Genomic DNA, 20,692 nt, shown 5'->3' on the forward strand with positions numbered 1-20,692 from the left:
GGCGGCTGGCGCCGCGGTTCTCGGCGCTTAACTCCGCCTCTTCCCTCCCTCCGGGCACTCCTTCGTCGCACCCTCCACTCAGTCCAGAGGCGGAGGCGCGCCGAGAACGGCTGTGTCATCGGCGGCTGGCGCCGCGGTTCTCTCTGCCCATTTGCGCGGTTCTCGGCGATTGACTCCACCTCTTCCCTCCCTCCGGGCACTCCTTCGTCGCACCCTCCGGTCAGTCCAGAGGCGGAGGCGCGCCGAGAACAGTGCTCGCCACGTACCCTCGACGCATGCGTGTATTGGTCGTCGACAACTACGACAGCTTCGTGTTCAACCTGGTGCAGTACCTCGGCCAGCTTGGTGCCGACGTCGTGGTCTGGCGCAATGACGACCCCCGCCTCGACGATCTGGACACCCTGCTCACCATCGGCGACGAGGGCGGCGCGTTCCACGGCGTGTTGGTGAGCCCGGGTCCCGGCAGCCCCGACCGCGCCGGCGCGAGCATCCCGCTCGTGCACGCGGCCGCGCGGCACAATATGCCGCTGCTCGGCGTGTGCCTCGGGCATCAGGCGATCGGCGAGGCGTTCGGCGGCACCGTCGACCGGGCACCCGAACTGCTGCACGGCAAGACCAGCGAGGTGTTCCATCTCGGGTCCGGCGTGCTGGCCGGTCTGCCCGACCCCTTCACCGCCACCCGCTACCACTCGCTGACGGTTCTCCCGGAGACCGTCCCCGAGGAGCTGGTTGTCGTCGGCCACACCGACAGCGGCATCGTGATGGCGATGCGCCACCGCACCCTGCCCATCCACGGCGTGCAATTCCACCCCGAGTCCGTGCTCACCCAGGGCGGGCACCGGATGCTCGCCAACTGGCTCGAGGTCTGCGGCGAACGACCGTCGGAGGCACTCATCTGCGTGCTCGAGGCGGAGGTCGCCGCGCTGGTGACCAAATGAGGGTGTTGCTTTCGGTGGCCGCCAGTCTGGACGGCTACATCGATGACGCGAGTGCGCAGCGACTCCTGCTGTCGAACACCGCCGACTTCGATCGGGTCGATCAGATCCGTGCCGAATCCGACGCCATCCTGATCGGTGCGCAAACGCTGCGCACCGACAACCCCCGGTTGCTGGTGAACAGTGCCGAGCGCCGGGCCGCGCGGGTGTCGGCGGGCAAACCGGAGCATCCGGTGAAGGTGACCGTCACCGATTCCGGTGATCTCGATCCGAACCTGCGCTTCTGGCACACCGGTGGCGACAAGCTCGTCTACACCTCCGATGCGGGCGCCGCGAAGCTGGCCGACCAGCTCGACGGCCTCGCCGAGGTGATCAGCCTCGGCGAGCGACTCGCGCTCGGCGCCCTGGTAGCCGATCTCAGCACCCGAGGTATCCACCGGCTCATGGTCGAAGGCGGCACCGGCATACACACCGGCTTCCTGGCCGCCGACCTGGTCGACGAGATCCGCTTGGCGATCGCGCCGATCCTGGTCGGCGATCCGGCGGCCCCACGCTTCGTCGGACCGGCCGAATTCCCCGGTGGCGCAGGTCGCAGGCTGCACCTGGTGGGTGTGGAACAACTTGGGGATGTCGCTGTGCTGAACTACCTGGTCAGCCCCGATCCCCAACCCGGCAACTAACTGGTACCGCGAACAAAATCATGGCACTGACCTGGGAAAATCCCACTCTCCACAGTTCGCGGACAACTTTGCTCCACACCTGAACACGACTGATTCCACATCACGCGAGAGTTGTGGATAACTCGCCGACCACAGGGGAAACGACATGAGCCACGACGACACCGACCACCGGTTCATGCACAGGGCCATAGAGCTCGCCAGGAACTGTCCCCCCAGCGAGACGGCCTATTCGGTCGGCGCGGTCATCGTCGCCGACGGTGTGGAGATCGCCACCGGCTTCTCCCGTGAAACCGACGCGAAGGTGCACGCCGAAGAGGCGGCGCTGAACAAACTCGACTCCGACGACCCCCGCCTGACCAGGGCAACGATCTACAGCACCCTCGAACCGTGCTCCACCCGCGCCACCGCGACCCGGCTGCCGTGCACCGATCGCATTCTGGCCGCGGGCATTCCCACGGTGGTCATCGCCTGGCGTGAGCCGAGCCTGTTCGTCGCCGCCTGCGCGGGTGTGGACACACTCCGCACCCATGGCGTGCGCGTGGTGGAGCTCACCGACCTCGCCGCAGCTGCGATGTCGATGAACAGCCACCTGGATTTGAGCTAGCTCACGGCCGCCCGTAGATGGCGGTCACGAATTCGCCGAGCTGATTGTCGTCGAGGTGCCGCGCCAGGTCGGCCTCGCTGATCATTCCGACCAGGCGCTTGTTCTCGATCACCGGCATCCGCTTCACCCGGTGCGACTCCATCTGGTCGAGCACGTCCTCCACGTCGGCGTCCGCGCTGACCCACCGCGGGGTCGACTCGCAGAGTTCCGCGGCCGTTGTCATATCAGGGGACAGACCGAGCGCGACGCACTTCACCACGATGTCGCGGTCGGTGATGATGCCGCACATGCGCTCGTCGTCATCGGCGACGACGATCGATCCGACTCCGAGATCGGCCATCGACGCCGCCGCGGTCGCCACGGTGTCATTGCGGGTGATCCACTGGGCACCGGGCTTCATGATGTCCCTGGCTGTTGTCATAGGGGCTGTACCTCCTCGTCAGCAATGCTGGATGGGATGGAAAGCAGCCTCATTCTGCGCCCGCGTGGCGCCGGTAGGCGGGTTCGCCATCCAATCGAGACCTCAACGCGGAATCGGCGACGCTCCTACATGCAGAACGATGTTGCCGTTGATCGTCACCGACGAACCGGCCGCCGGACTCTGACCAACGACCTTGCCAGAGGCATTGCCGTCGAGGGTGATCACCGTGGTCTGGCTGAGCTGCCCGGTCCACCCGTCGCCGCGCAGCTTTTCCTGGGCCTGCACGGGCGTGAGTCCGGTGAGATCGGGGACGGTGATCCGGTCACCGGCGGAGACCTGAACCGTGATGGTCGAGCCCTTCTCCGCGTTGGTGCCGCCGGCCGGACTGGTGGCGAGCACCTGCCCCTTTGGCTGCGACGACTTCACTTCCTGGATCTCGACCTTGAACTTGGCGGATTCGACCAGATTCGGCTGGGCGACGGAGATGTCCTGGCCGACCACGGTCGGCACCCGGACCTGCTCGGGCCCGCTGCCGATGGTCACGATGATCGGCCGGTCGATGTCGACCCGCACGCCCGCGCTCGGCTCCTGCTCGATCACCTTGTCGGTCTCGGCCGTACTCGACGCTTTGCGCACCACATTCGGATCCAGCTGCAAACCCAGCGAATTCAGTCTCTGCTCGGCGTCGGCCTGACTCATCCCGATCAGCCGCGGCAATGCCACCTGCGTCGGCCCGGTCGAGACCTGCAACGTCACCGTGCTGCCCTTGTCGATGCGCGAACCGCCGAGCGGCTGGGTCGCGATCACATTGCCCGGCGCCACCTTGCCGTCCGGCTTCTCCAGCCTGGCTACATGGAAACCGGCCTGCTCGAGGTCACCCTGCGCCTGCTGGGCAGGCTTGCCCGACAGATCGGGAACGGCCACCTGATCGGCCCGGCTACCAGGACCGACCAGCACCCAGAACAGTCCGAAGGCCACGGCGAGCGCGGCCGCGACACCGAGCGCGATCAGCCCGGTGCGGTTACGTTCCTCGCCGGGCGGCCCGACCACAGGGTGCTCAGAGGTGTCGTCGCGGCGGTGGTGAAAGTTCCGCGGGCCTGGCTCGTCGTCGTAATCGGTGCGGTCTTCGTCGTTCATCACCACCGGCGCGCTCGGCTTCTGCCCGCCGAGCACCCGGATCAGGTCGGCCCGCATCTCCGCGGCCGTCTGGTACCGGTTGGCCGGGTTCTTGGCCATCGCCTTGAGGATCACCGAATCGAGCTCGCGCGGCACGCCGGGATTGACCGACGACGGTAGCGGCGGGTCCTCCTTCACGTGCTGGTAGGCGACCGCGACCGGCGAGTCACCGGTGAACGGCGGCTGCCCGGTGAGGATCTCGAAGAGCACGCAGCCCACCGAGTACACATCAGAACGCGCGTCGACGGTCTCGCCGCGCGCCTGCTCGGGTGAGAGGTACTGCGCGGTGCCGATCACCGCGGCGGTCTGGGTCATCGGGTTGGCGCTGTCGGCGATCGCCCGCGCGATGCCGAAGTCCATCACCTTCACCGCACCGGCGCGGTTGATCATGATGTTGGCCGGCTTCATGTCGCGGTGCACGATCCCGGCCTTGTGGCTGAAATCGAGCGCGGCGCACACGTCGGCCACGACTTCCATCGCCTTGCGCGGCGCGAGCGGTCCCTTGCCGCGCACGATGTCGCGCAGGGTGTCGCCCTCGACGTACTCCATGACGATGTAGGGCAGCGGCCCGCCGTCGACAGTGGCCTCGCCGGTGTCGTACACGGCCACGATCGCCGGGTGGTTCAGCGCGGCCGCGTTCTGGGCTTCGCGCTTGAACCGCAGGTAGAACGTGGGATCGCGGGCCAGATCGGCCCGCAGCACCTTGATCGCCACGTCGCGGGACAGGCGCACGTCGCGGGCGCGGTGCACCTCCGACATGCCGCCGAACCCGATGATCTCGCCCAGCTCATACCGCGAGGAGAGATTCTTCGGGGTCGTCATCGTTGTCCTATGTTCGGGCCTACGGCCGTGTCGCTGTCGGGGAACGGCAGGTCGAAGGTGGGCAGCCGGGGGCGGCCAACGGTGGTGGTGCCCCCGGCCGGCGCCGTGGTGGTCGGCTCCGATCTGGTCGTCTTGGTCGTAGTGGTCGGCTTGGGTTTGGTCGTGGTGGTCGGCGGCACCGTGGTGGTCGGCGGCTCGGTCGTGGTGGTCGGCGCCTCGGTGGTGGTCGTCGGGCGCGGCGGTTGCGTGGTGGCCGGTTCCTCGGTGGTGACGACCGGCGGCGGCACGGGCCTGGTGGTGGTCACCGGCGGCGGCAGCGGCTTGGTGGTCTGCACGGTGGTGGTCGTGGTCGGCGACTGCCGGTTCGGTTCACCGCCGAACAGCAACCACAGCACACCGCCACCGAGCAGCAGCGCGCCGACGCCGAGCGCGATCAGCCACTTCTGGTTGTTCTTGGCGTTGCTCGCCGGAACCGGCGCCGGCGCGGAAGCCTGGGTGGCCGGACCGCTGTAGCCGCCGGTCGGTGGACCGGCCGGACCGCCCGGCTGATGGCCGAAGCGCATGGTCGCGCCGTCGTAGTCCGCCGCGGCGGCTGCGGGGAGCATCACGGTCGGGCCGGGCGGAAGCACCCTGGTCGCGCCGGTCATCGACGGACCGGTGGCGCCACCGGGGATCGGCGGCATGTGTCCGGCGCGCACCGCGGCGACGGCGTCGGCGAACTCGCCGCCGCTGCTGTAGCGCTGCAGCGGATCCTTGGCCATCGTGATGGCGATCAGTTCGTGCACGTTCGCGGGCAGGTCGTCGGGCATCGGCGGCGGCGCGTCGCGCACGTGCTTCATCGCGACGGTGATCGCGCCCTCACCGGTGAACGGGCGGACTCCGGCCAGTGCTTCGTAGCCGACGATGCCGAGGGAGTACACGTCCGACGCCGCGGTGGCGTCCTCGCCGACGGCCTGTTCGGGCGCGATGTACTGGGCGGTGCCCATCACCATGCCGGTCTTGGTCACCGGCGAGGCGTCGACCGCCTTGGCGATGCCGAAGTCGGTGATCTTCACCTGACCGGTCGGCGTCACCAGGATGTTGCCCGGTTTCACGTCACGGTGCACCACGCCTGCCGCGTGCGCGATCTCGAGCGCGCGCCCGGTCTGCTCGAGCATGTCGAGACCCTGGATGACCGAGAGCCTGCCCATCCGGTTGAGCACCGCGTTGAGCGGTTCGCCCTGCACGAGCTCCATCACCAGGTACGCGGTCTCGCCGCCCGACGGGTCGGTGGTCTCGCCGTAGTCGTAGATGCCCGCGATCCCGGGCGCGTTGAGCTGCGCGGTGGTCCGCGCCTCGACCCGGAATCGCGCGCGGAAGGTCGGGTCGGCGGAGAACTCGGTCTTGAGGACCTTGACGGCCACTCGGCGATCGAGCCGGGTGTCCATCGCCTCCCACACCTGACCCATACCGCCCGTGGCGATGAGCCGCTGCAGGCGGTAGCGGTCGGCGATCATGGCGCCGTTGTTCAGCATCGGGGCCCCCGTGTTGTCACTCGCACACTCATTTCGTTCAGCCCCCTGCCAGGCCCGCGTTCAGTACCGACCTGGCGATCGGCGCGGCTACCGAACCTCCGGTGGCCGCCAGCGCCCGATCGCCGCCGTTCTCGACGATCACCGCGATGGCGATCTTCGGGTTCTGCGCGGGCGCGAAGGCCATATACCAGGCATGCGGCGGGGTGTTACGGGGATTACTGCCGTGTTCGGCGGTTCCGGTCTTGGATGCGATCTGGTACGGCGACCGCCCACCGCCCGCGGTGTTGGCCTCCGAGGCGACCATCAGATCCGTCAGGGTCGACGCTACCTGTGGGCTCACCGCCTGCCCGATGCTGACCGGCTTGGTCTTGCTGAGCTCCGACAGATCGGGCGCTTGGGTCTGATCGACCAGATACGGCTGCATCCTGGTGCCGCCGTTGGCGATGGTCGCGGCGATCACCGCGACATTGAGCGGCGTCACCGCCACATCGCGCTGACCGATGCTCGACTGGCCGAGCGCGGCGTTGTCCGGGATCGGGCCGACGGTCGATTCGGCGACCGGGATCGGCACACCGGGCGGATCCTCGACGCCGATGCCGAACGCCGCGGCCTCGTCCTTGAGCTTGGCCGCGCCGACCTTCACACCGAGTTCGACGAAGGCGGTGTTGCACGAACGCCGGAAGGCTTCGTACAGGCTGGCCGTCGGCTGGTCACCGCAGGTGCTGCCGTTGTAGTTCTCCAGCGTGGTGCTGGTCCCGGGCAGGGTGATGTTGGGCGCGGCCGTGAACTGGTCGTTCGGACCGGCGACACCGTTGGACAGCGCGGCCGCGGTGACGACGGTCTTGAACGTCGACCCCGGCGGATAGGTCTGCGAGACAGTGCGGTTGAGCATCGGCTGACTCGGATCGGTGCTCAACCGCTCCCAGGCCGCCCGCCCTGCCGCGCCGTCGTGGCCCGACAGCTCGTTGGGGTCGTAGCTTGGCGTGGAGACCATGGTCAAGATCTTGCCGGTGCTCGGCTCGATCGCCACGACGGCGCCGGTGTAGCCCTTCGACGTCATCTGCTCGTAGGCGACCTGCTGCATCATCGGATTCAGCGTGGTGAGCACGTTCGCGCCGCGCGGATCGCGCCCGGAGAACATGTCGATGAGCCGACGGCCGAACAGGCTCGAGTCATTGCCCGACAGCAGCGGATCCTCGGCCAATTCGAGCCCGGTCTTGCCGTACTGCATCGAGTAGAAGCCGGTGACCGGCGCGTACGCCGAGGGGTCGGACGGGTATTCGCGCAGGTACTTGTACCGGTCGTCGGTCGCGACGGAGCCGGCGAGCACGGTGCCGCCCGCGGAGATCTGACCGCGCTGGCGCGAGTACTCGTCGAGCAGCACCCGCGAGTTGCGCGGATCGCTGCGCAGATCGTCGGCCTTGATCACCTGCAGGTAGGTCGCGTTCACGAGCAACGCCACCACCATCACCATGACGGCGACGGCGACTCGACGCAGAGGTGTGTTCATTCGCTCACCCTGCTTTCCGGCCTGCGGACCAGTTCCGTGGCCGCGTCCGCGATCGGCGCGGGCGCGCGTTTACGGGTCGGTGCCGGTGCGCGGGCCGCATCGGAGATCTTGATCAGCAGCCCGAGCAGCGCGTAGTTCGCCAGCAGCGACGAACCGCCGTAGGAGATGAAGGGCGTGGTCAGACCGGTGAGTGGAATCAGTTTGGTGACACCGCCGACGACCACGAAGATCTGGATCGCGATGGTGAACGACAGGCCCGCCGCGAGCAACTTGCCGAAACTGTCACGCACGGCCAGCGCGGTGCGCAGCCCGCGAACGATGAAGATCAGAAACAGCATCAGCACCGCGGTGAGCCCGATCAGGCCGAGTTCCTCGCCGATGGTGGTGACGATGAAGTCGGTCTTGGCGAAGGGCACCTGCTGGGGCCTGCCACTGCCGAGGCCGGTGCCCGCGAGGCCGCCGGTGGCGAAGCCGAACATCGACTGCGAGATCTGGTAACCGGTGTTGTGGTAGTCGTCGAACGGGTGCAGCCAGGTGTCAACGCGCACGCGCACGTGCCCGAACAGCTGATAGGCGAACACGAATCCGAGTGCGAGCAGCCCGCCGCCGATGATCAGCCAGCCCACCCGTTCGGTGGCGATGTAGATCATCACCAGCACCGTGCCGAAGATGAGCAGCGAAGTGCCGAGATCCTTTTCGAGCACGAGCACGCCGATGCAGACGACCCACACGATCAGGACCGGGCCCATATCGCGCGGCCGGGGGAATTCCATCCCGAGGAAGTGCTTGCCCGCCGCGGTGAACAGATCACGCTTGGCCACCAGCACGCCCGCGAAGAACACGATCAGCAGGATCTTCGCGAATTCACCTGGCTGCACACTGAATCCGGGCAGCCGGATCCAGATCTTGGCGCCGTTGACTTCGGAGAACCGGCTCGGCAACAGTGCCGGAATCGCCAGCGCGACCAGGCCGACCAGGCCTAGGGTGTAGGTGTAGCGCGCCAGCGTGCGGTAGTCCCGCAAGACGATGAGCAGGCTGATGAACACCACGATGCCAAGGCCGGTCCACATGATCTGCTGGTTTGCGTCCGGTGAGGGGACCGGCGTGGAGTCGTACGCCGCTTTCTGTGCGTCCGCGAGATCGAGCCGGTGGATCAGCACCAGCCCCAAACCGTTGAGCAGCGCCACAATCGGTAGCAGGAGCGGGTCGGCGAACGGCGCGAACCGGCGCACCGCGAGATGGGCGATCCCGAACAGCGCGAGGAACGCCACCCCGTACTTGGCGATGTCGGTGGTGATCGACTGTTCCTGGCTCGCCTCGACGATGAACAACGACACCGTCGTGATGCCCGCCGCACCCGCCAGCAGCAGCAACTCCTGGTTGCGTCGCGTCGACGGCGGCGGCGCCGGCGCGAATCCACCAGGGGGACTGGGGAACGCCCCAGCCGACGGCGGTGGCGGTGCGGACATCAGTCCGTCACCCGGCAGTTCTCCCCTGAGGTCTGCGGGGTTGTCGGGGGGACGGTCGTGGTGGTCGGTGCCGGGGTGGTCGGCGTCGCAGGCTGGTCGGGGCCGGGAGCCGGTGTAGTGGGCGGGGTCGCGGGCTGACCTGTGCCGGGCTGCGGTGAACCACCGGGGATCACCGGGGTCTGCTCGGGCGGCAGTACGCCGGGCTGTGGCACCGATTCCTTCTTCGGGCACGGCGGCAGCAGCTCGTCCCGCGCGAGCACCTTCATGCTGCCGCGCGCCTTGTCCAGCGAATCCGGCGGCAGGCTCCTCTGCACCTGGTCGCGCCCGGTCTGCTTCAGGTCACTGACCATCAGCGTCTTGCACCCACTCGGGGCCGACGTGCCCACCTCGACGAGAGTGAGCTCGCTCTTGCTGTTCACACAGCCGGTCAGCTCCACGTCGTGGATCGAGTAGCCGAGGATCGAACCGGGCAGGCCGCGCATCACGACCACCTTGTCGTTGTCGGCGCCCACGTAGTAGTTGCTGCGAATCATCTTGTAGCCCACCACGAGTCCGATGGCGACCGCGGCGATCAAGGCCAGCGACAACAGCAGCCAGCGCAGCTTGTGCGACTTCGTCTCCGGCGGCGGCGGTACGGCGGCGGCCCTGCGCGGTTGCGCGCGCGGCGGACGCATGGCGGCGGCGCGCCCTGCCGCGGTGTTCGGCGGCGGGGAGTCTTCCTCTTCCTCGGTGGAGGCGGCGCCCGCGAGGATCGGGTGGCTCTGGCCGTAGTCGAGGTCGATCACATCGGCGACGACGACGGTCACATTGTCGGGACCACCGCTGCGCAGCGCCAGCTCGATGAGCCGGTCGGCGGACTCGTCGGTATTGCCCTCGCGCATGGTGTTGCCGATGGTCTCGTCGCTCACCACGTCCGAAAGTCCGTCGGAGCACAGCAGATAACGATCACCGGCGCGAGCTTCGCGCATGATCAGCGTCGGCTCGATCTCGTTGCCGGTGAGGGCACGCATGATCAGCGAACGTTGCGGGTGGGTGTGCGCCTGTTCCGCGGTGATCCGGCCCTCGTCGACCAGCGACTGCACGAAGGTGTCGTCGCGGGTGATCTGGGTGAGTTCGCCGTCGCGCAGCATGTACGCCCGCGAGTCGCCGATATGAACCAGGCCGAGCTTGCGGCCCGCGAACAGGATGGCGGTGAGCGTGGTGCCCATGCCGTCGAGTTCGGGTTCGGCCTCGACGTGGTCGGCGATGGCGGCGTTGCCGGAATGCGTTGCGTGGTCGAGCTTTCCGAGGATGTCGTCGCCGGGCTCGTCATCGTCGAGATGCGCCAGTGCGGCGATCATCAACTGGGAGGCCACTTCTCCGGCGGCGTGCCCACCCATGCCGTCGGCCAGCGCTAACAGGCGTGCGCCCGCGTAGACCGAATCTTCGTTGTTGCCCCGGACGAGTCCGCGGTCGCTTCGCGCGGTGTAGCGCAGAACAAGTGTCACGATCGCAGCTCGATCACTGTTTTGCCGACTCGCACCGGAGTGCCGAGCGGAACACGGACGGCGGTGGTGACTTTCGCGCGGTCTAGGTATGTGCCGTTGGTGGAACCGAGGTCTTCCACGTACCAGTCGTCACCACGCTGAGACAGTCGCGCGTGCCTGGTCGAGGCGTAGTCGTCGGTGAGTACCAGCGTGGAATCGTCGGCGCGTCCGATGAGGACCGGTTGCGTGCCGAGGGTGATTCGAGTGCCGGCGAGTGAACCATGAGTCACCACTAGATACTTGGCGCCCTTCTGGCTTCGGCTGAAGGAGGGCAGTCCGATGGACCCGCGATTTCCGCGAGTTGCCCTCGGCTGAATCCGTATGCCGGATGCCGCGTAGATATCGCTGCGCAAGGTCCGCAGAACGGCCCAGACGAACAACCAGAGCAGCAGCAGGAACCCCGCGCGGGTCAATTGCAGGATCAATCCCTGCACGGCGTTCCACCTCCTGTTCGCCCGGGTACGTCGGTACGGCAGGTGCGGGGCGAACCACCCCCACCAGCGTGCTGGCTTGCGGGCCCCGCGGTCGGGACCGTGCGTGTAATGGCAGCATCATAGAGCCGACAGCGTCGACTCGTGACGTGCACCGCGCAGCTTACGGGATCAGACGATCCGGATCAGGATCTCGGAATGTCCGGCCCGGATGACGTCGCCATCGGCGAGCTGCCAATCCTGCACGGGTGAACCGTTGACGAGGGTTCCGTTGGTGGAACCCAGGTCGGAGAGCATGGCCGTCTGGCCGTCCCAGCGCACCTCGATATGGCGACGCGACACACCCGTGTCGGGTAACCGGAAGTGGGCATCCTGGCCGCGGCCGATGATGTTGGAACCCTCACGCAGCGCGTAGGTGCGGCCGCTGCCGTCGTCGAGCTGGAGCGTGGCCGAGTAGCTCGACTGGGCGGCGGCGTAGCCCGCGCCCTGCTGCTGGCCGTAACCCTGCTGGCCGTAACCGGCGGCGGGCTGGGCGTAGCCGCCCTGCTCTTCCTGGCCGTAGGCGGGCTCGGCGTAACCGGCGCCGTAACCCTGCTGGCCGTAGCCCTGCTGCGGTTCGGCGTAGCCCTGCTGGCCGTAGCCGCCCTGCTGGTCGTAGCCCGGTTCGGCGTAGCCCTGCTGGCCGTAACCCTGCTGGCCGTAGCCCTGCTGCGGTTCGGCGTAGCCCTGCTGCGGTTCGGCGTAGCCCTGCTGGCCGTAGCCGCCCTGCTGGTCGTAGCCCGGCTCGGCGTAACCGGGCTGGCCGCTCTGCGCGCCGTAGCCACCCTGCTGGCTGTAGGCCTGCTGGCCGTAGCCGCCCTGCTGGTCGTAACCGGGCTCGCCGTACGCGGGCTGGGCGCCCTGGGCGCCGTAGCCGCCCTGCTGTCCGTAGCCCTGCTGTGCGGGCGCGGCGGGGTCGTAGCCGTTCTGGTAGTCGCCACCCTGCTGGCCGTAGGCGTCGCCGTATCCGGGCTGCGCCTCGGGCGCGCCGTAGCCGCCACCGCGGCCGTAATCGTCGGCCGGGTAGGAAGCCCCTGGCGCGCCGGCGGGCGGCGGTGCGTACCCGCGGTTGCGTGGATCGGACTCCGCGGGCTCTCGGCTTGGCTCGTAGCCTGAGTTATGCGTCATGGGGCCAGCTCCTGGTTGCGGGTGTGCGGGTCGTTGTGGCGGTCCTGGGCGAGGTGGGGCCGTCCCGCGACCGGCGTCGGGGTCGACGCGGCCGCTCGCTCTGAACATTCCGGTGTGCAGCGTAGGTGATGCCTCGAACGCCACGTGTACTTCGCCGTAGGTCTGCCAGCCCTGCTCCCGGATGTAATCCTGCAGATGTTTGGCGAACGCTTTGGTCGTCAGGTCGTGATCGGCGTCGAGCTTGCCGTGATCGGTTTCGTTGATCGTGATCACGTAACTGTTCGGCGCGAGTCGGTGCCCGCCGTCCAGATCCTGGATCTGATCTGCGGCTTCTTGCTGCAGCGCGGCTTCCACCTCCTGGGGAACCACACTGCCGCCGAACACCCGCGCGAACACGTCACCGACAGCGCCCTGCAGACGACGTTCGAATCTCGACACGATGCCCATCACAGCCCTCCCTTCGGTGCGCGTGTCCGCCCTCCTCGACACGCTGGTTACGGCGTGTCCGGACCCGACCACGTTCCTTGCATGATATCCACGATCCTCTACCTGGGTAACTCCCGGCGGCGCCCCCCGGTTCCCACGCTGGTTTCTACGGCATCGCCGCAGGTCAGGGAATCGATTTTATTTTCGCCCGCGGGGCATGTTAGATTTTTCCAGTCGCTCGGGCGAGTGGCGGAATGGCAGACGCGCTGGCTTCAGGTGCCAGTGTCCGTAAGGACGTGGGGGTTCAAGTCCCCCTTCGCCCACACAGACTAAAGGCTCGATCCTTCTGGATCGGGCCTTCAGTCATTTTCGGGGTCAAGGGCGGGCAAGGCGGAGCAGAGCCGCGCGCAGATCCGGTCGGGGGGACTGTGCGTCCAGCTCGAGCAGGGCGGTTTCGGCTATGGCGGCTACCAACAGGACGGCGACGGGTGCCGGGTCGGACCAGCCCATCGCCGTGAGGTTGGTGGTGAGCAGGCCGGCGGCGGCGCAGTTGCGGGCGCCCACCTCGGTGGCCAGGCCCGCGTCGGTTCTGGCTTGTACTAAGAGGCCCTTTGTCGCCGGGGCGGCCAGGCAGCCGTCGAGGTAGGCGGTGATCCCGGCCGCGAGGCGTTCCTCACCGGGGGGCAGGTCGGCGGTCGCCGTGCTGACCTGGTCGTCGAGATCGTCATGGAAGGCACGGTGGAGAGCGAGTATGTAGGACTCTCGGCTCGGCCAGTGCTGGTAGAAGCTGCCCTTGGCCATCTTGGCCTCGGCCGCGATCGCGTTGACCGAGAGCTTGCTCAGGTTCTCGGTGGCCAGTAGCTGCCTGCCGGCGTTCATCAGGGTGCGGCGGCCTGGCTCGGCGGATCTCATTGCCGCACCCCAGCGCAGGTGGTGAGAAACTCGCGCACGGCGTCGAGGAACAAGCCGGGGGCCTCGGCGAACGGTTCGTGCCGGGTCGGCAGCAGGGCGACCGGCGCCCCGGGCAGGGCGCGGGCGATGCCGCGCCGGTTCACCAGCCAGGGGTTGGTCGGGTCGTTGCGGCCCCAGACCACCTGGACGGGCAGGTCGGGGAGCAGCGGGGACGCGGCGGGCAGGTCGACGCGCGGGTCGTCCAGGCTCCGCCAGAGACCGCGGTACACAGCGAGCCGGATCGGATCGCCGGGTATCTCGCGGGCCCGCTCGAAGAGGGGACGAACACCCTCGTTTCGCCGCGAACCCAGGTACAGCCGTGCGTTCGCAACGACGAACCGGCGAGCCACCCAAGGACGGGAGATGAGGTGGAACATGGCTCTGGTCAACAGGTTCCGTGGTGCGAATCCGGCTGACTGCACCAGCACCAGCCCGCGCACCAGATCGGGTGCGCGCTCGGCCAGCCGAACTGCGGCGTATCCGCCGACGCTGTTGCCGATCACCGTGAGTGCACCGAAACCGCGCTGCGCCAACGTCTTCGACACGTGCACGGCGACATCACCGAGCGCGTCGACGGTGATCGCGTCCGGGTCGACGACCGTGGACCCGCCGTAGCCCGGCCAGTCGATCGCGGCGACGGCCCACGTCTTGCCCAGCGTGGGGACGATCTGATCGAAGTCGCGATGGTCACCCGGATTCGCGTGCAGCAGAAGCAGTCCCGGCGCGTCAGTGGGCGAGCGTCCGCTCAGGTGCACGACCACCTCGCCATACCGCGTGAGGACGGTGATCGGTGTGCTCATGGACTGACGGTAGCCATGACCGACCGGTCGGTCAAGGGTCTGGTCAGGCCCTGCGGGCGATCAGCAGGTGGCGCGGGATCGGCGGATTCGCCGAGGTGCGCTGCTCCACGGTCAGTCCCGCGGAGCTCAGCGCCGCCACCACCTCGGCGACCGGACGCAAGGTGAATCCATAGGGAGTGAAAGGCAGGGTTGCCATGGCTTCGGGGTCGCCGATGCCGATCACGGCGGTGCCGCCGGGGCGAAGCACGCGGGCGAGTTCGGTGCAGGCGGCCGGGAGATCGTCGAGGAAGTAGATGGTGTTGACGGTGATCGCCGCGTGCACGCTCGCGTCGGGCAGGGGGAGTGCGTTGAGGGTGCCGTCAGTGAGCGCGAGGCGGCCCTCGGCGACCTCCATGGCGAAACGGCCACGGGCGCGGGCGAGCATGTCGGGAGACGGCTCGATGCCGTGCACCACGCCGTCGGCACCGACGCGGGCCAGCAACAGCTCGAGGCCGACCCCACCACCGAAGCCGATGTCGGCGACCGTCGCCCCTGCGGCCGGCGTCGCGGCGTCGACGGCAGCCGCGATGGCACGCTTGTTCCCGCGATTGAGGACGAACGCCACGCCCTTACCGAGCACACCGTGCGGATTGCCGAGCTGCCCGGCGATTGTTGTGAGCAGGCGATCTTTGACCCCGGTCATGCCGTCATCGTAGGCGTCATCGTGTCGGCGCCGGTGCCACAAGATGATCCGAATACTGTTCCCCGGCCTGGAATCGGTGTTCGATACAGACCGTGCCGTCTGCAACCCGCCGCCGCTTCGTCGCCCTGGTCCTCGTCTCGGTGTGTGCCTGGTCGGGCCCGGCCTCGGCGGACCAACCGCCGGTCACCGGTCCGCTGGCGGCCAATCCCTTCCTCGGTCCGCTCGGGACGGCGACCATGCACGGGGACGCGGGGTCCTCGGATGTCACTGCGCTGGCCGGGCCCGCCGCCGGGGCCGGTGTCACGGTGTATCCGCTCGGGGCGGCATGCCCGACCCTGCTCGAAGGCGCGGATGGATTGGTGGTCGGGTTGTGCACCGCCATCGCGGGGCAGACGCCGACGGTATTTCTGTTCGGCCCTGGCGCGTCGGGGCCGGTCGGTGGGGCGCTCGCTTCGTTGCCGTTGGCCAAGGGGAGCTTGCTCGGCGGGGTGTACGCCTATCTCGACAACGAGGATCGGCTGGTGGTTGTCGACGGTGGGCGACGGCTTCTGCGGGTCGCTCATGTTCGGGGCGAGGACGGTGCGTGGCGGTTGACCGCCACCGTGCAGGCGGATCTGACCAGCTCGATTCCGCAGGGCGACAACGTGACCGGACTCGTCCCCGATTGGACCGGCAACGTCTGGTTCGCGACAAGACAGGGGGTGGTCGGGTTCGCCGGACCGGAAGGGCAGCTGGGGACGGTGGCGCTGCCGACCGGGGAACTGGTGGCCAACAGCATTTCGTCGGCGCCCCATGGCGGTGTGGCCGTGGCGAGTACACATGCGCTCTACGAGTTGCACGCGAAAGCCGGTGCGCCCGAGATTCGTTGGCGATCTGCCTACGATCGTGGTTCCGCGCGCAAACCTGGTCAGCTCAGCTGGGGCACCGGCTCGACGCCGACTTACTTCGGGCCGGTGAGCGGCGACGAATATCTCGCCATCGTCGACAATGCCGACGACCTGGTGCGGCTCATCGTGGCGCGCTCCGGTTCGGGTGAGCAGGTCTGCTCGGTCCCGGTTCCGGTCGGCGGCAGCGAGAATTCGCCGATCGCGGTCGGTTCGTCGGTCTTCGTCGGGAGTACTTACGGCTATCCGTATCCCACGATTCCCGAGGGTGCGGGCCCGGCTGTGCCGGCGAGCGCGCCGTTTCGCGGCGGTCTGAGCCGGGTCGACCTCACTGCCGAGGGGTGTGTCCCGGTGTGGGACAGCCGGGTACGCAGCGCGGCCGTCCCGCGGCTGTCTCTCGCCGACGGCGGCATCCACACCCTGCGCCGCGTCGGACCCGACGCGACAACCCCCCTCGACGGATTCGACTATGTCGTTATCGACCCGGCAACGGGTGCCGTGCGCGCCTCGACTCCGCTGCCGGGCACGGTCGCCGAGGACCCGCTGCAGATGGCCGCGCTCATCACCCGCGGCGGCGCACTCTGGCAGGGAACCGTCTCGGGGGTCGTACGAATCGGCTGAGGCCGCCTCGCCCGCGCAAACCCGACCCCGCGCCCGTTTCAGCTGCCGGACGACTGATCGCAGCGTTGGCGATATCGACGCGCTCGCCGGGTCTCACATGCCCGCGCACGCGGTCGGATAGTCTCGATCCCCGCAGGTGAGGCGAACGTCACACCGCCTGTGCAACCTTGTATTCCGGATGTTCTTCTGCCGATTTCTGTCTGTTCGGCGGACCGTTCGCAACCAGTCGTTCGTCCGGTTAGAGCCGATGAATTCGGTGTTTCACCGCGATTGCTGGGCATGTGTCTTGTTTGCAGACTAGTTAACAAACTTGAAGTCTCTTTTCTCGTTTCAAGTAGTCCGCAACCGTAATTCCGTTGCCGAAACCCCAGGTGACAGCTATGCGGAGGGCTCGGTGTGATCGGGGGCAACCTTGCCCGAAATTCGCGCGCGGGTGCCATCGAGGATGAGTGACTCGTAATCGAAGGTTTGCCCGGGGTGAATTCCCGGTGCCGCCGATTGCTCGATGCAGGGAGCGCCGGAAGTTTGCTGCGGGTGTGAAAATCAGTGCGTCCACAGGCCTTTGCGGGTTCGCAATTCCTACCCCGGACCTGCGCGTTGGGGGTTGCATGGGCATAACGATTGTGTACAGTTGACGGTAACGCTGGCCGCAGTTCGAGCCCGACTCGCTGCGGCCAGCGGAACTCAAATGGGGGAGTTCGTCACCGTCTCTTAACCTTCCGTAGCTGCCGATTGTCCGGTGCTGTCGCGGCGCGGTGTGCTCGGAGTTGTCGGCCTCGCAGATGTGCGTGCAGATGCGAGCTCACGCCCGGTCGAGAGCCTTCGCCGATGCCATCAGCCACCGTTGGGCCGGATCCGTTGATATGACCGGTCCCGCCGCCTCGGCATCCTGCTCCTCGGCCACCCGCCTGCCGATTCCGAAAACGTAGTACAGGAACAGCGCCTCGGCGGTGAACCCCAGCGCGATCCGCACGGGTGCGGGCAGCGGGCTCGGCGTCACGAAACCCTCCAGCAGCCCACACACCAGCAGTACGCACACCAGCCCGAGCGCCACCGTCGCGGTCGCACGCCCCTGCCTGGCCATCGCGGCCGCCCTGCTGCGCCGTCCCGGGTCGACCAGCGTCCACCCGAGCTTCAACCCCACCCCGCCCGCGACGAACAGCGCGGTGAGCTCCAGCGTGCCGTGCGGCAGGATGAAGCCGAAGAACGAATCCAGCCGCCCCGCCTCGGCCATCAATCCACCGGTTATCCCCAGATTCAGCGCATTCATGAACAGTGCGTACACAGCAGGCAGGATCAGTACGCCGGTGAACAACGCGATCGCCGACACCAGCGAATTGTGTGTCCACACCTTCGCGGCGAAGGCCTCGTTGGGGTGCTCGGAGTAGTACGACTCGAACGAACCCCCAGGTCCGGTGACATCTGACAGGTCGCCCTCTGGTATCCCCAGCGCATCGCGGGCCGCTGCCGAACGATCCACAAGCACGCCGATCACGCCCGCGACGGCGAGAAAAACCGCGGTTGTCCCCAGCCACCACGGCCAGGCTCTATACACAGCCGAGGGAAAGTGCCGGGTGAAGAACCGGCCGACTTCGCGCCACGGCTGCGACCGCGCCGCGAGTACCCGCCCGCGTGCGCGCGCCAGCAGCGCGCTGAGCCGGTCGACGAGTTCCGGATCCGGGTGGTGCGCCTGCAATCTCGCCAGCTGTTGCGAGGTGGACCGGTACAACCGGACCAGCTCATCGGCTTCGGCACCGGACAGCTTGCGCTGGCGAACCAGCTGATCGAGCCGATACCACGACCGTTGATTCGCCCAGCTGTAGGCATCGGTGTCCATATCGGGAATGCTAGCCACATGGCTGAATTCACCACCGGCGAAGCGGTAGCGCTCGAACTGCCGATCGCTCGCATCCCCAGCCGTGCGGGCGCTTTTCTGCTCGACCTGATGCTCCAGCTCGCCCTCGCCGCGACGCTGCAATACATCCTGATGCTCGTGCTGCTGGCCACCGACGCCGATTCCGCCTGGTTCTCGGTGAGCGCGGTCATCACGCTGGTGACCGTGCTGATCGCCTACCCGGTGTGCAGCGAAACCGTTTCGCGCGGGCGGTCACTGGGCAAGCTGGCGTTCGGCTTACGCGTTGTGCGGGCCGATGCGGGGCCGATCGACTTCCGGCACGCGCTCACCCGGGGCCTCACCGGCGCGATTGTGGATTTCTGGATGCTCGGCGCGTTCGGGGCGGTGGCCGTTGTCACGTCGCTGTGTTCGCGCGATGGCAAGCGGGTGGGCGACGTGCTCGCCGGAACCGTAGTTGTGCACACCCGCCAGGCCATGCCGATGCCGTCGCTGGCCGTCGCTCCGCCGTGGTTGACAGGCTGGTCGGCGCAGCTGGATCCGAGCGGGATCTCCGACGAACTGGCCGGGGCGGCCCGCCGGTATCTGACCAGGCTCCCGATGCTCACGCCGCCCACACAGCACTATCTGGGCACTCAGCTCGTCGAGGCCATGTGTGCGGCGCTGCGCTGCCCGGTGCCCGCCGGCTACCCGCCGTATCACGTGCTCGGCGCTGTTCTCGCTCGGCGGCAGCAGCTGTCGCTGAGGTAGATCACCAGCCTGTGGATGAATCAGCCTGTGCACGAATCAGGCTGTGCGAGAACCGACCTGTGCATAAGCCAGCCTGTGGATGAATCTGTTGGCGAGTCGGTGGATGAACTGTGAGTACCGGTGGAAACTGCGGTTATCCACAACCACGTGCGGTTGTGCACAATTCGGGATGCCCACAGATCACAGCGAGCCGGACTGCTTCAGTTCGAGGTATTCGTCGGCCAGCGCCTCCGGCAGCTGGTCGGGGGCAGCGGCCACCACGGCCACGCCGCGCCTGCGCAGTGATTCCTGCACGAGAGCGCGTTCGGCCAGCACGGTTTCGGCGGCAGCCGCGGTGTAGACCGCCGCGCGATCACCCGCCGCCGCGGCGATGTCGGGATCGGTGACGGAGACGATCAGCACCCGGTGACGGCGCGTGAGCATCGGTAGCGCGGGCACCAGGTGCTCGGTGACGGTCGGCCCGTCGAGACTGGTGAACCACACGATCAGCGCCCGCCTGCGCACCCGCGCGATCACGGTTCGGACCAACCCGTCGGTATCGGTGTCCACCAGCTGTGGAGTAACCCCCGCAAGGGTGTGCATAAGTTTCAGAGGCAGCTGATTGCCGCCCGCACCACGCACTTCCGCGCGCACTCGGCGGTCGTAGGCCAGCAGATCGACCGTATCGCCCGCGGCCGCGGCCAGCCCGCCGAGCAGCAGCGCCGCTTCGATCGCACTGTCGAGCCGGGTCCCCTCGCCGACCCGCCCCGCACTGGCCCGCCCCGTATCAAGGACCATCAGCATGTGCCGGTTGCGTTCGGGCCGCCAGGTCCGCACCAGCACGTCATTGGCGCGCGCGGTGGCCCGCCAGTCGATACTGCGCACGTCATCGCCCGCCACGTACTCGCGGAACGAATCGAACTCGGTGCCCTGCCCGCGCGTATTGGCGACATTGCGGCCTTCGAGATGATGCAGCCGCTTCACCTTCGAACGCAGCAGTCGCTCACTGCGGAACGCGGGCAGCGCGCGCACCCTGGCAGGCACATCGACCCGGCTCTGCCGTCCCGCCAGCCCCAGCGGTCCGAGCAGCCGTACCGTCACCGGGCCCGCGACCCGATCGCCGCGATAGGTGGGAGTCAGGGTGGTGCGCAAGCGGATTCGGGTGTGTGGGGCCAGATCCAGGTGCTGTTCGCGGATTTCGGCACGCGCGCTGTCGGGCCAGGCGTCCCACAGCATGCCGCGCACGCGGGCCGTGCCGATATTGGTGACCACCAGCTCCACCTCGGTGCCGCGACCGAGGCGCACCACCGTCAAGGGATCGCGGGTCAGCGACAGCGAATCCGCCCGCGCAGTGAGCGCGATATCGGTGAGCAGCAACGCCACCAGCAGCGCGCACGCGCCGAGCACCCCGACCCATGTCGGCACCACGAACATCACCACCGCCGCCGCGGCCGTGGCGAGCAGCGCGAACCGGCCTGTGACCACCACGTCG

At 67.9% G+C, this 20,692-nt stretch carries 18 protein-coding genes and 1 tRNA gene; 6 read left to right on the plus strand and 13 right to left on the minus strand.

Annotated elements, in window-relative coordinates; translation table 11 throughout:
* Positions 1-275 precede the first annotated feature (275 nt).
* The 3 genes from ACTWPB_RS00090 to ACTWPB_RS00100 all read left to right on the plus strand — a co-directional run bounded on the left by ACTWPB_RS00090 (position 276) and on the right by ACTWPB_RS00100 (position 2,219).
* Positions 276-938, plus strand: coding sequence for an aminodeoxychorismate/anthranilate synthase component II (locus ACTWPB_RS00090; protein ID WP_446223718.1), 663 nt, complete (start codon positions 276-278; stop codon positions 936-938).
* A complete protein-coding gene (locus tag ACTWPB_RS00095) occupies positions 935-1,615 on the plus strand; it encodes a RibD family protein (protein WP_446223719.1) in 681 nt (226 codons plus the stop codon). Before ACTWPB_RS00090 ends, ACTWPB_RS00095 begins: the two co-directional genes overlap by 4 nt.
* A gap of 145 nt (positions 1,616-1,760) precedes the next feature.
* A complete protein-coding gene (locus ACTWPB_RS00100) occupies positions 1,761-2,219 on the plus strand; it encodes a deaminase (protein WP_446223720.1) in 459 nt (152 codons plus the stop codon).
* A gap of 1 nt (position 2,220) precedes the next feature.
* On the opposite strand, the gene ACTWPB_RS00105 is transcribed toward ACTWPB_RS00100, so the two are convergent.
* The 8 genes from ACTWPB_RS00105 to ACTWPB_RS00140 form a co-directional block, all read right to left on the minus strand.
* Positions 2,221-2,640 (minus strand): CBS domain-containing protein, encoded by a 420-nt coding sequence (locus tag ACTWPB_RS00105; RefSeq protein ID WP_446223721.1) that lies wholly within the window; start codon positions 2,638-2,640, stop codon positions 2,221-2,223.
* Positions 2,641-2,742: 102 nt separating this feature from the next.
* Positions 2,743-4,638: a Stk1 family PASTA domain-containing Ser/Thr kinase gene (gene pknB / locus ACTWPB_RS00110; protein ID WP_446223722.1), complete on the minus strand. Its 1,896-nt coding sequence runs from the start codon at positions 4,636-4,638 to the stop codon at positions 2,743-2,745.
* On the minus strand, positions 4,635-6,152 hold the full coding sequence (locus tag ACTWPB_RS00115; protein ID WP_446223723.1) for a protein kinase domain-containing protein: 1,518 nt from the start codon (positions 6,150-6,152) through the stop codon (positions 4,635-4,637). The genes pknB and ACTWPB_RS00115 overlap by 4 nt, the downstream gene beginning before the upstream one ends.
* A gap of 37 nt (positions 6,153-6,189) precedes the next feature.
* Positions 6,190-7,662: a peptidoglycan D,D-transpeptidase FtsI family protein gene (locus ACTWPB_RS00120; protein ID WP_446223724.1), complete on the minus strand. Its 1,473-nt coding sequence runs from the start codon at positions 7,660-7,662 to the stop codon at positions 6,190-6,192.
* On the minus strand, positions 7,659-9,131 hold the full coding sequence (locus ACTWPB_RS00125) for an FtsW/RodA/SpoVE family cell cycle protein (protein ID WP_446223725.1): 1,473 nt from the start codon (positions 9,129-9,131) through the stop codon (positions 7,659-7,661). Before ACTWPB_RS00125 ends, ACTWPB_RS00120 begins: the two co-directional genes overlap by 4 nt.
* Positions 9,131-10,618, minus strand: coding sequence for a PP2C family protein-serine/threonine phosphatase (locus ACTWPB_RS00130; RefSeq protein WP_446223726.1), 1,488 nt, complete (start codon positions 10,616-10,618; stop codon positions 9,131-9,133). Before ACTWPB_RS00130 ends, ACTWPB_RS00125 begins: the two co-directional genes overlap by 1 nt.
* Complete coding sequence (locus tag ACTWPB_RS00135) at positions 10,615-11,091, minus strand: FHA domain-containing protein FhaB/FipA (RefSeq protein WP_062992366.1); 477 nt, start codon at positions 11,089-11,091, stop codon at positions 10,615-10,617. Before ACTWPB_RS00135 ends, ACTWPB_RS00130 begins: the two co-directional genes overlap by 4 nt.
* A 168-nt stretch (positions 11,092-11,259) precedes the next feature.
* Positions 11,260-12,702: a DUF3662 and FHA domain-containing protein gene (locus tag ACTWPB_RS00140; protein ID WP_446223727.1), complete on the minus strand. Its 1,443-nt coding sequence runs from the start codon at positions 12,700-12,702 to the stop codon at positions 11,260-11,262.
* Positions 12,703-12,921: 219 nt separating this feature from the next.
* Here ACTWPB_RS00140 and ACTWPB_RS00145 point away from each other — a divergent pair.
* Positions 12,922-13,004, plus strand: a tRNA-Leu gene (locus ACTWPB_RS00145).
* Positions 13,005-13,056: 52 nt separating this feature from the next.
* Here ACTWPB_RS00145 and ACTWPB_RS00150 read toward each other — a convergent pair.
* Genes ACTWPB_RS00150 through ACTWPB_RS00160 form a run of 3 tightly spaced genes read right to left on the minus strand, consistent with a single transcriptional unit; the run spans position 13,057 to position 15,114 of the window.
* Positions 13,057-13,593: a TetR/AcrR family transcriptional regulator gene (locus tag ACTWPB_RS00150; protein ID WP_446223728.1), complete on the minus strand. Its 537-nt coding sequence runs from the start codon at positions 13,591-13,593 to the stop codon at positions 13,057-13,059.
* Positions 13,590-14,432, minus strand: coding sequence for an alpha/beta fold hydrolase (locus ACTWPB_RS00155; protein ID WP_446223729.1), 843 nt, complete (start codon positions 14,430-14,432; stop codon positions 13,590-13,592). The genes ACTWPB_RS00150 and ACTWPB_RS00155 overlap by 4 nt, the downstream gene beginning before the upstream one ends.
* A gap of 43 nt (positions 14,433-14,475) precedes the next feature.
* Positions 14,476-15,114 (minus strand): class I SAM-dependent methyltransferase, encoded by a 639-nt coding sequence (locus ACTWPB_RS00160; RefSeq protein ID WP_446223730.1) that lies wholly within the window; start codon positions 15,112-15,114, stop codon positions 14,476-14,478.
* 92 nt (positions 15,115-15,206) lie between these two features.
* On the opposite strand from ACTWPB_RS00160, the gene ACTWPB_RS00165 reads away from it, so the two are divergent.
* The gene (locus ACTWPB_RS00165) at positions 15,207-16,619 is read left to right on the plus strand and encodes a hypothetical protein (protein WP_446223731.1); all 1,413 of its coding nucleotides are present in this window, start codon (positions 15,207-15,209) and stop codon (positions 16,617-16,619) included.
* A gap of 802 nt (positions 16,620-17,421) precedes the next feature.
* On the opposite strand, the gene ACTWPB_RS00170 is transcribed toward ACTWPB_RS00165, so the two are convergent.
* Entirely contained in the window at positions 17,422-18,456 is a 1,035-nt protein-coding gene (locus ACTWPB_RS00170) for a stage II sporulation protein M (protein ID WP_446223732.1), read from the minus strand.
* Positions 18,457-18,474: 18 nt separating this feature from the next.
* On the opposite strand from ACTWPB_RS00170, the gene ACTWPB_RS00175 reads away from it, so the two are divergent.
* Positions 18,475-19,221 carry an RDD family protein gene (locus ACTWPB_RS00175; protein WP_446223733.1) on the plus strand — a complete coding sequence of 249 codons (747 nt, stop codon included), beginning with the start codon at positions 18,475-18,477 and terminating at the stop codon, positions 19,219-19,221.
* A gap of 180 nt (positions 19,222-19,401) precedes the next feature.
* Here ACTWPB_RS00175 and ACTWPB_RS00180 read toward each other — a convergent pair whose 3' ends face one another.
* Positions 19,402-20,688, minus strand: coding sequence for a DUF58 domain-containing protein (locus tag ACTWPB_RS00180; protein ID WP_446223734.1), 1,287 nt, complete (start codon positions 20,686-20,688; stop codon positions 19,402-19,404).
* Between the last annotated feature and the right edge of the window lie 4 nt (positions 20,689-20,692).

Source organism: Nocardia sp. IBHARD005, from assembly GCF_052814245.1.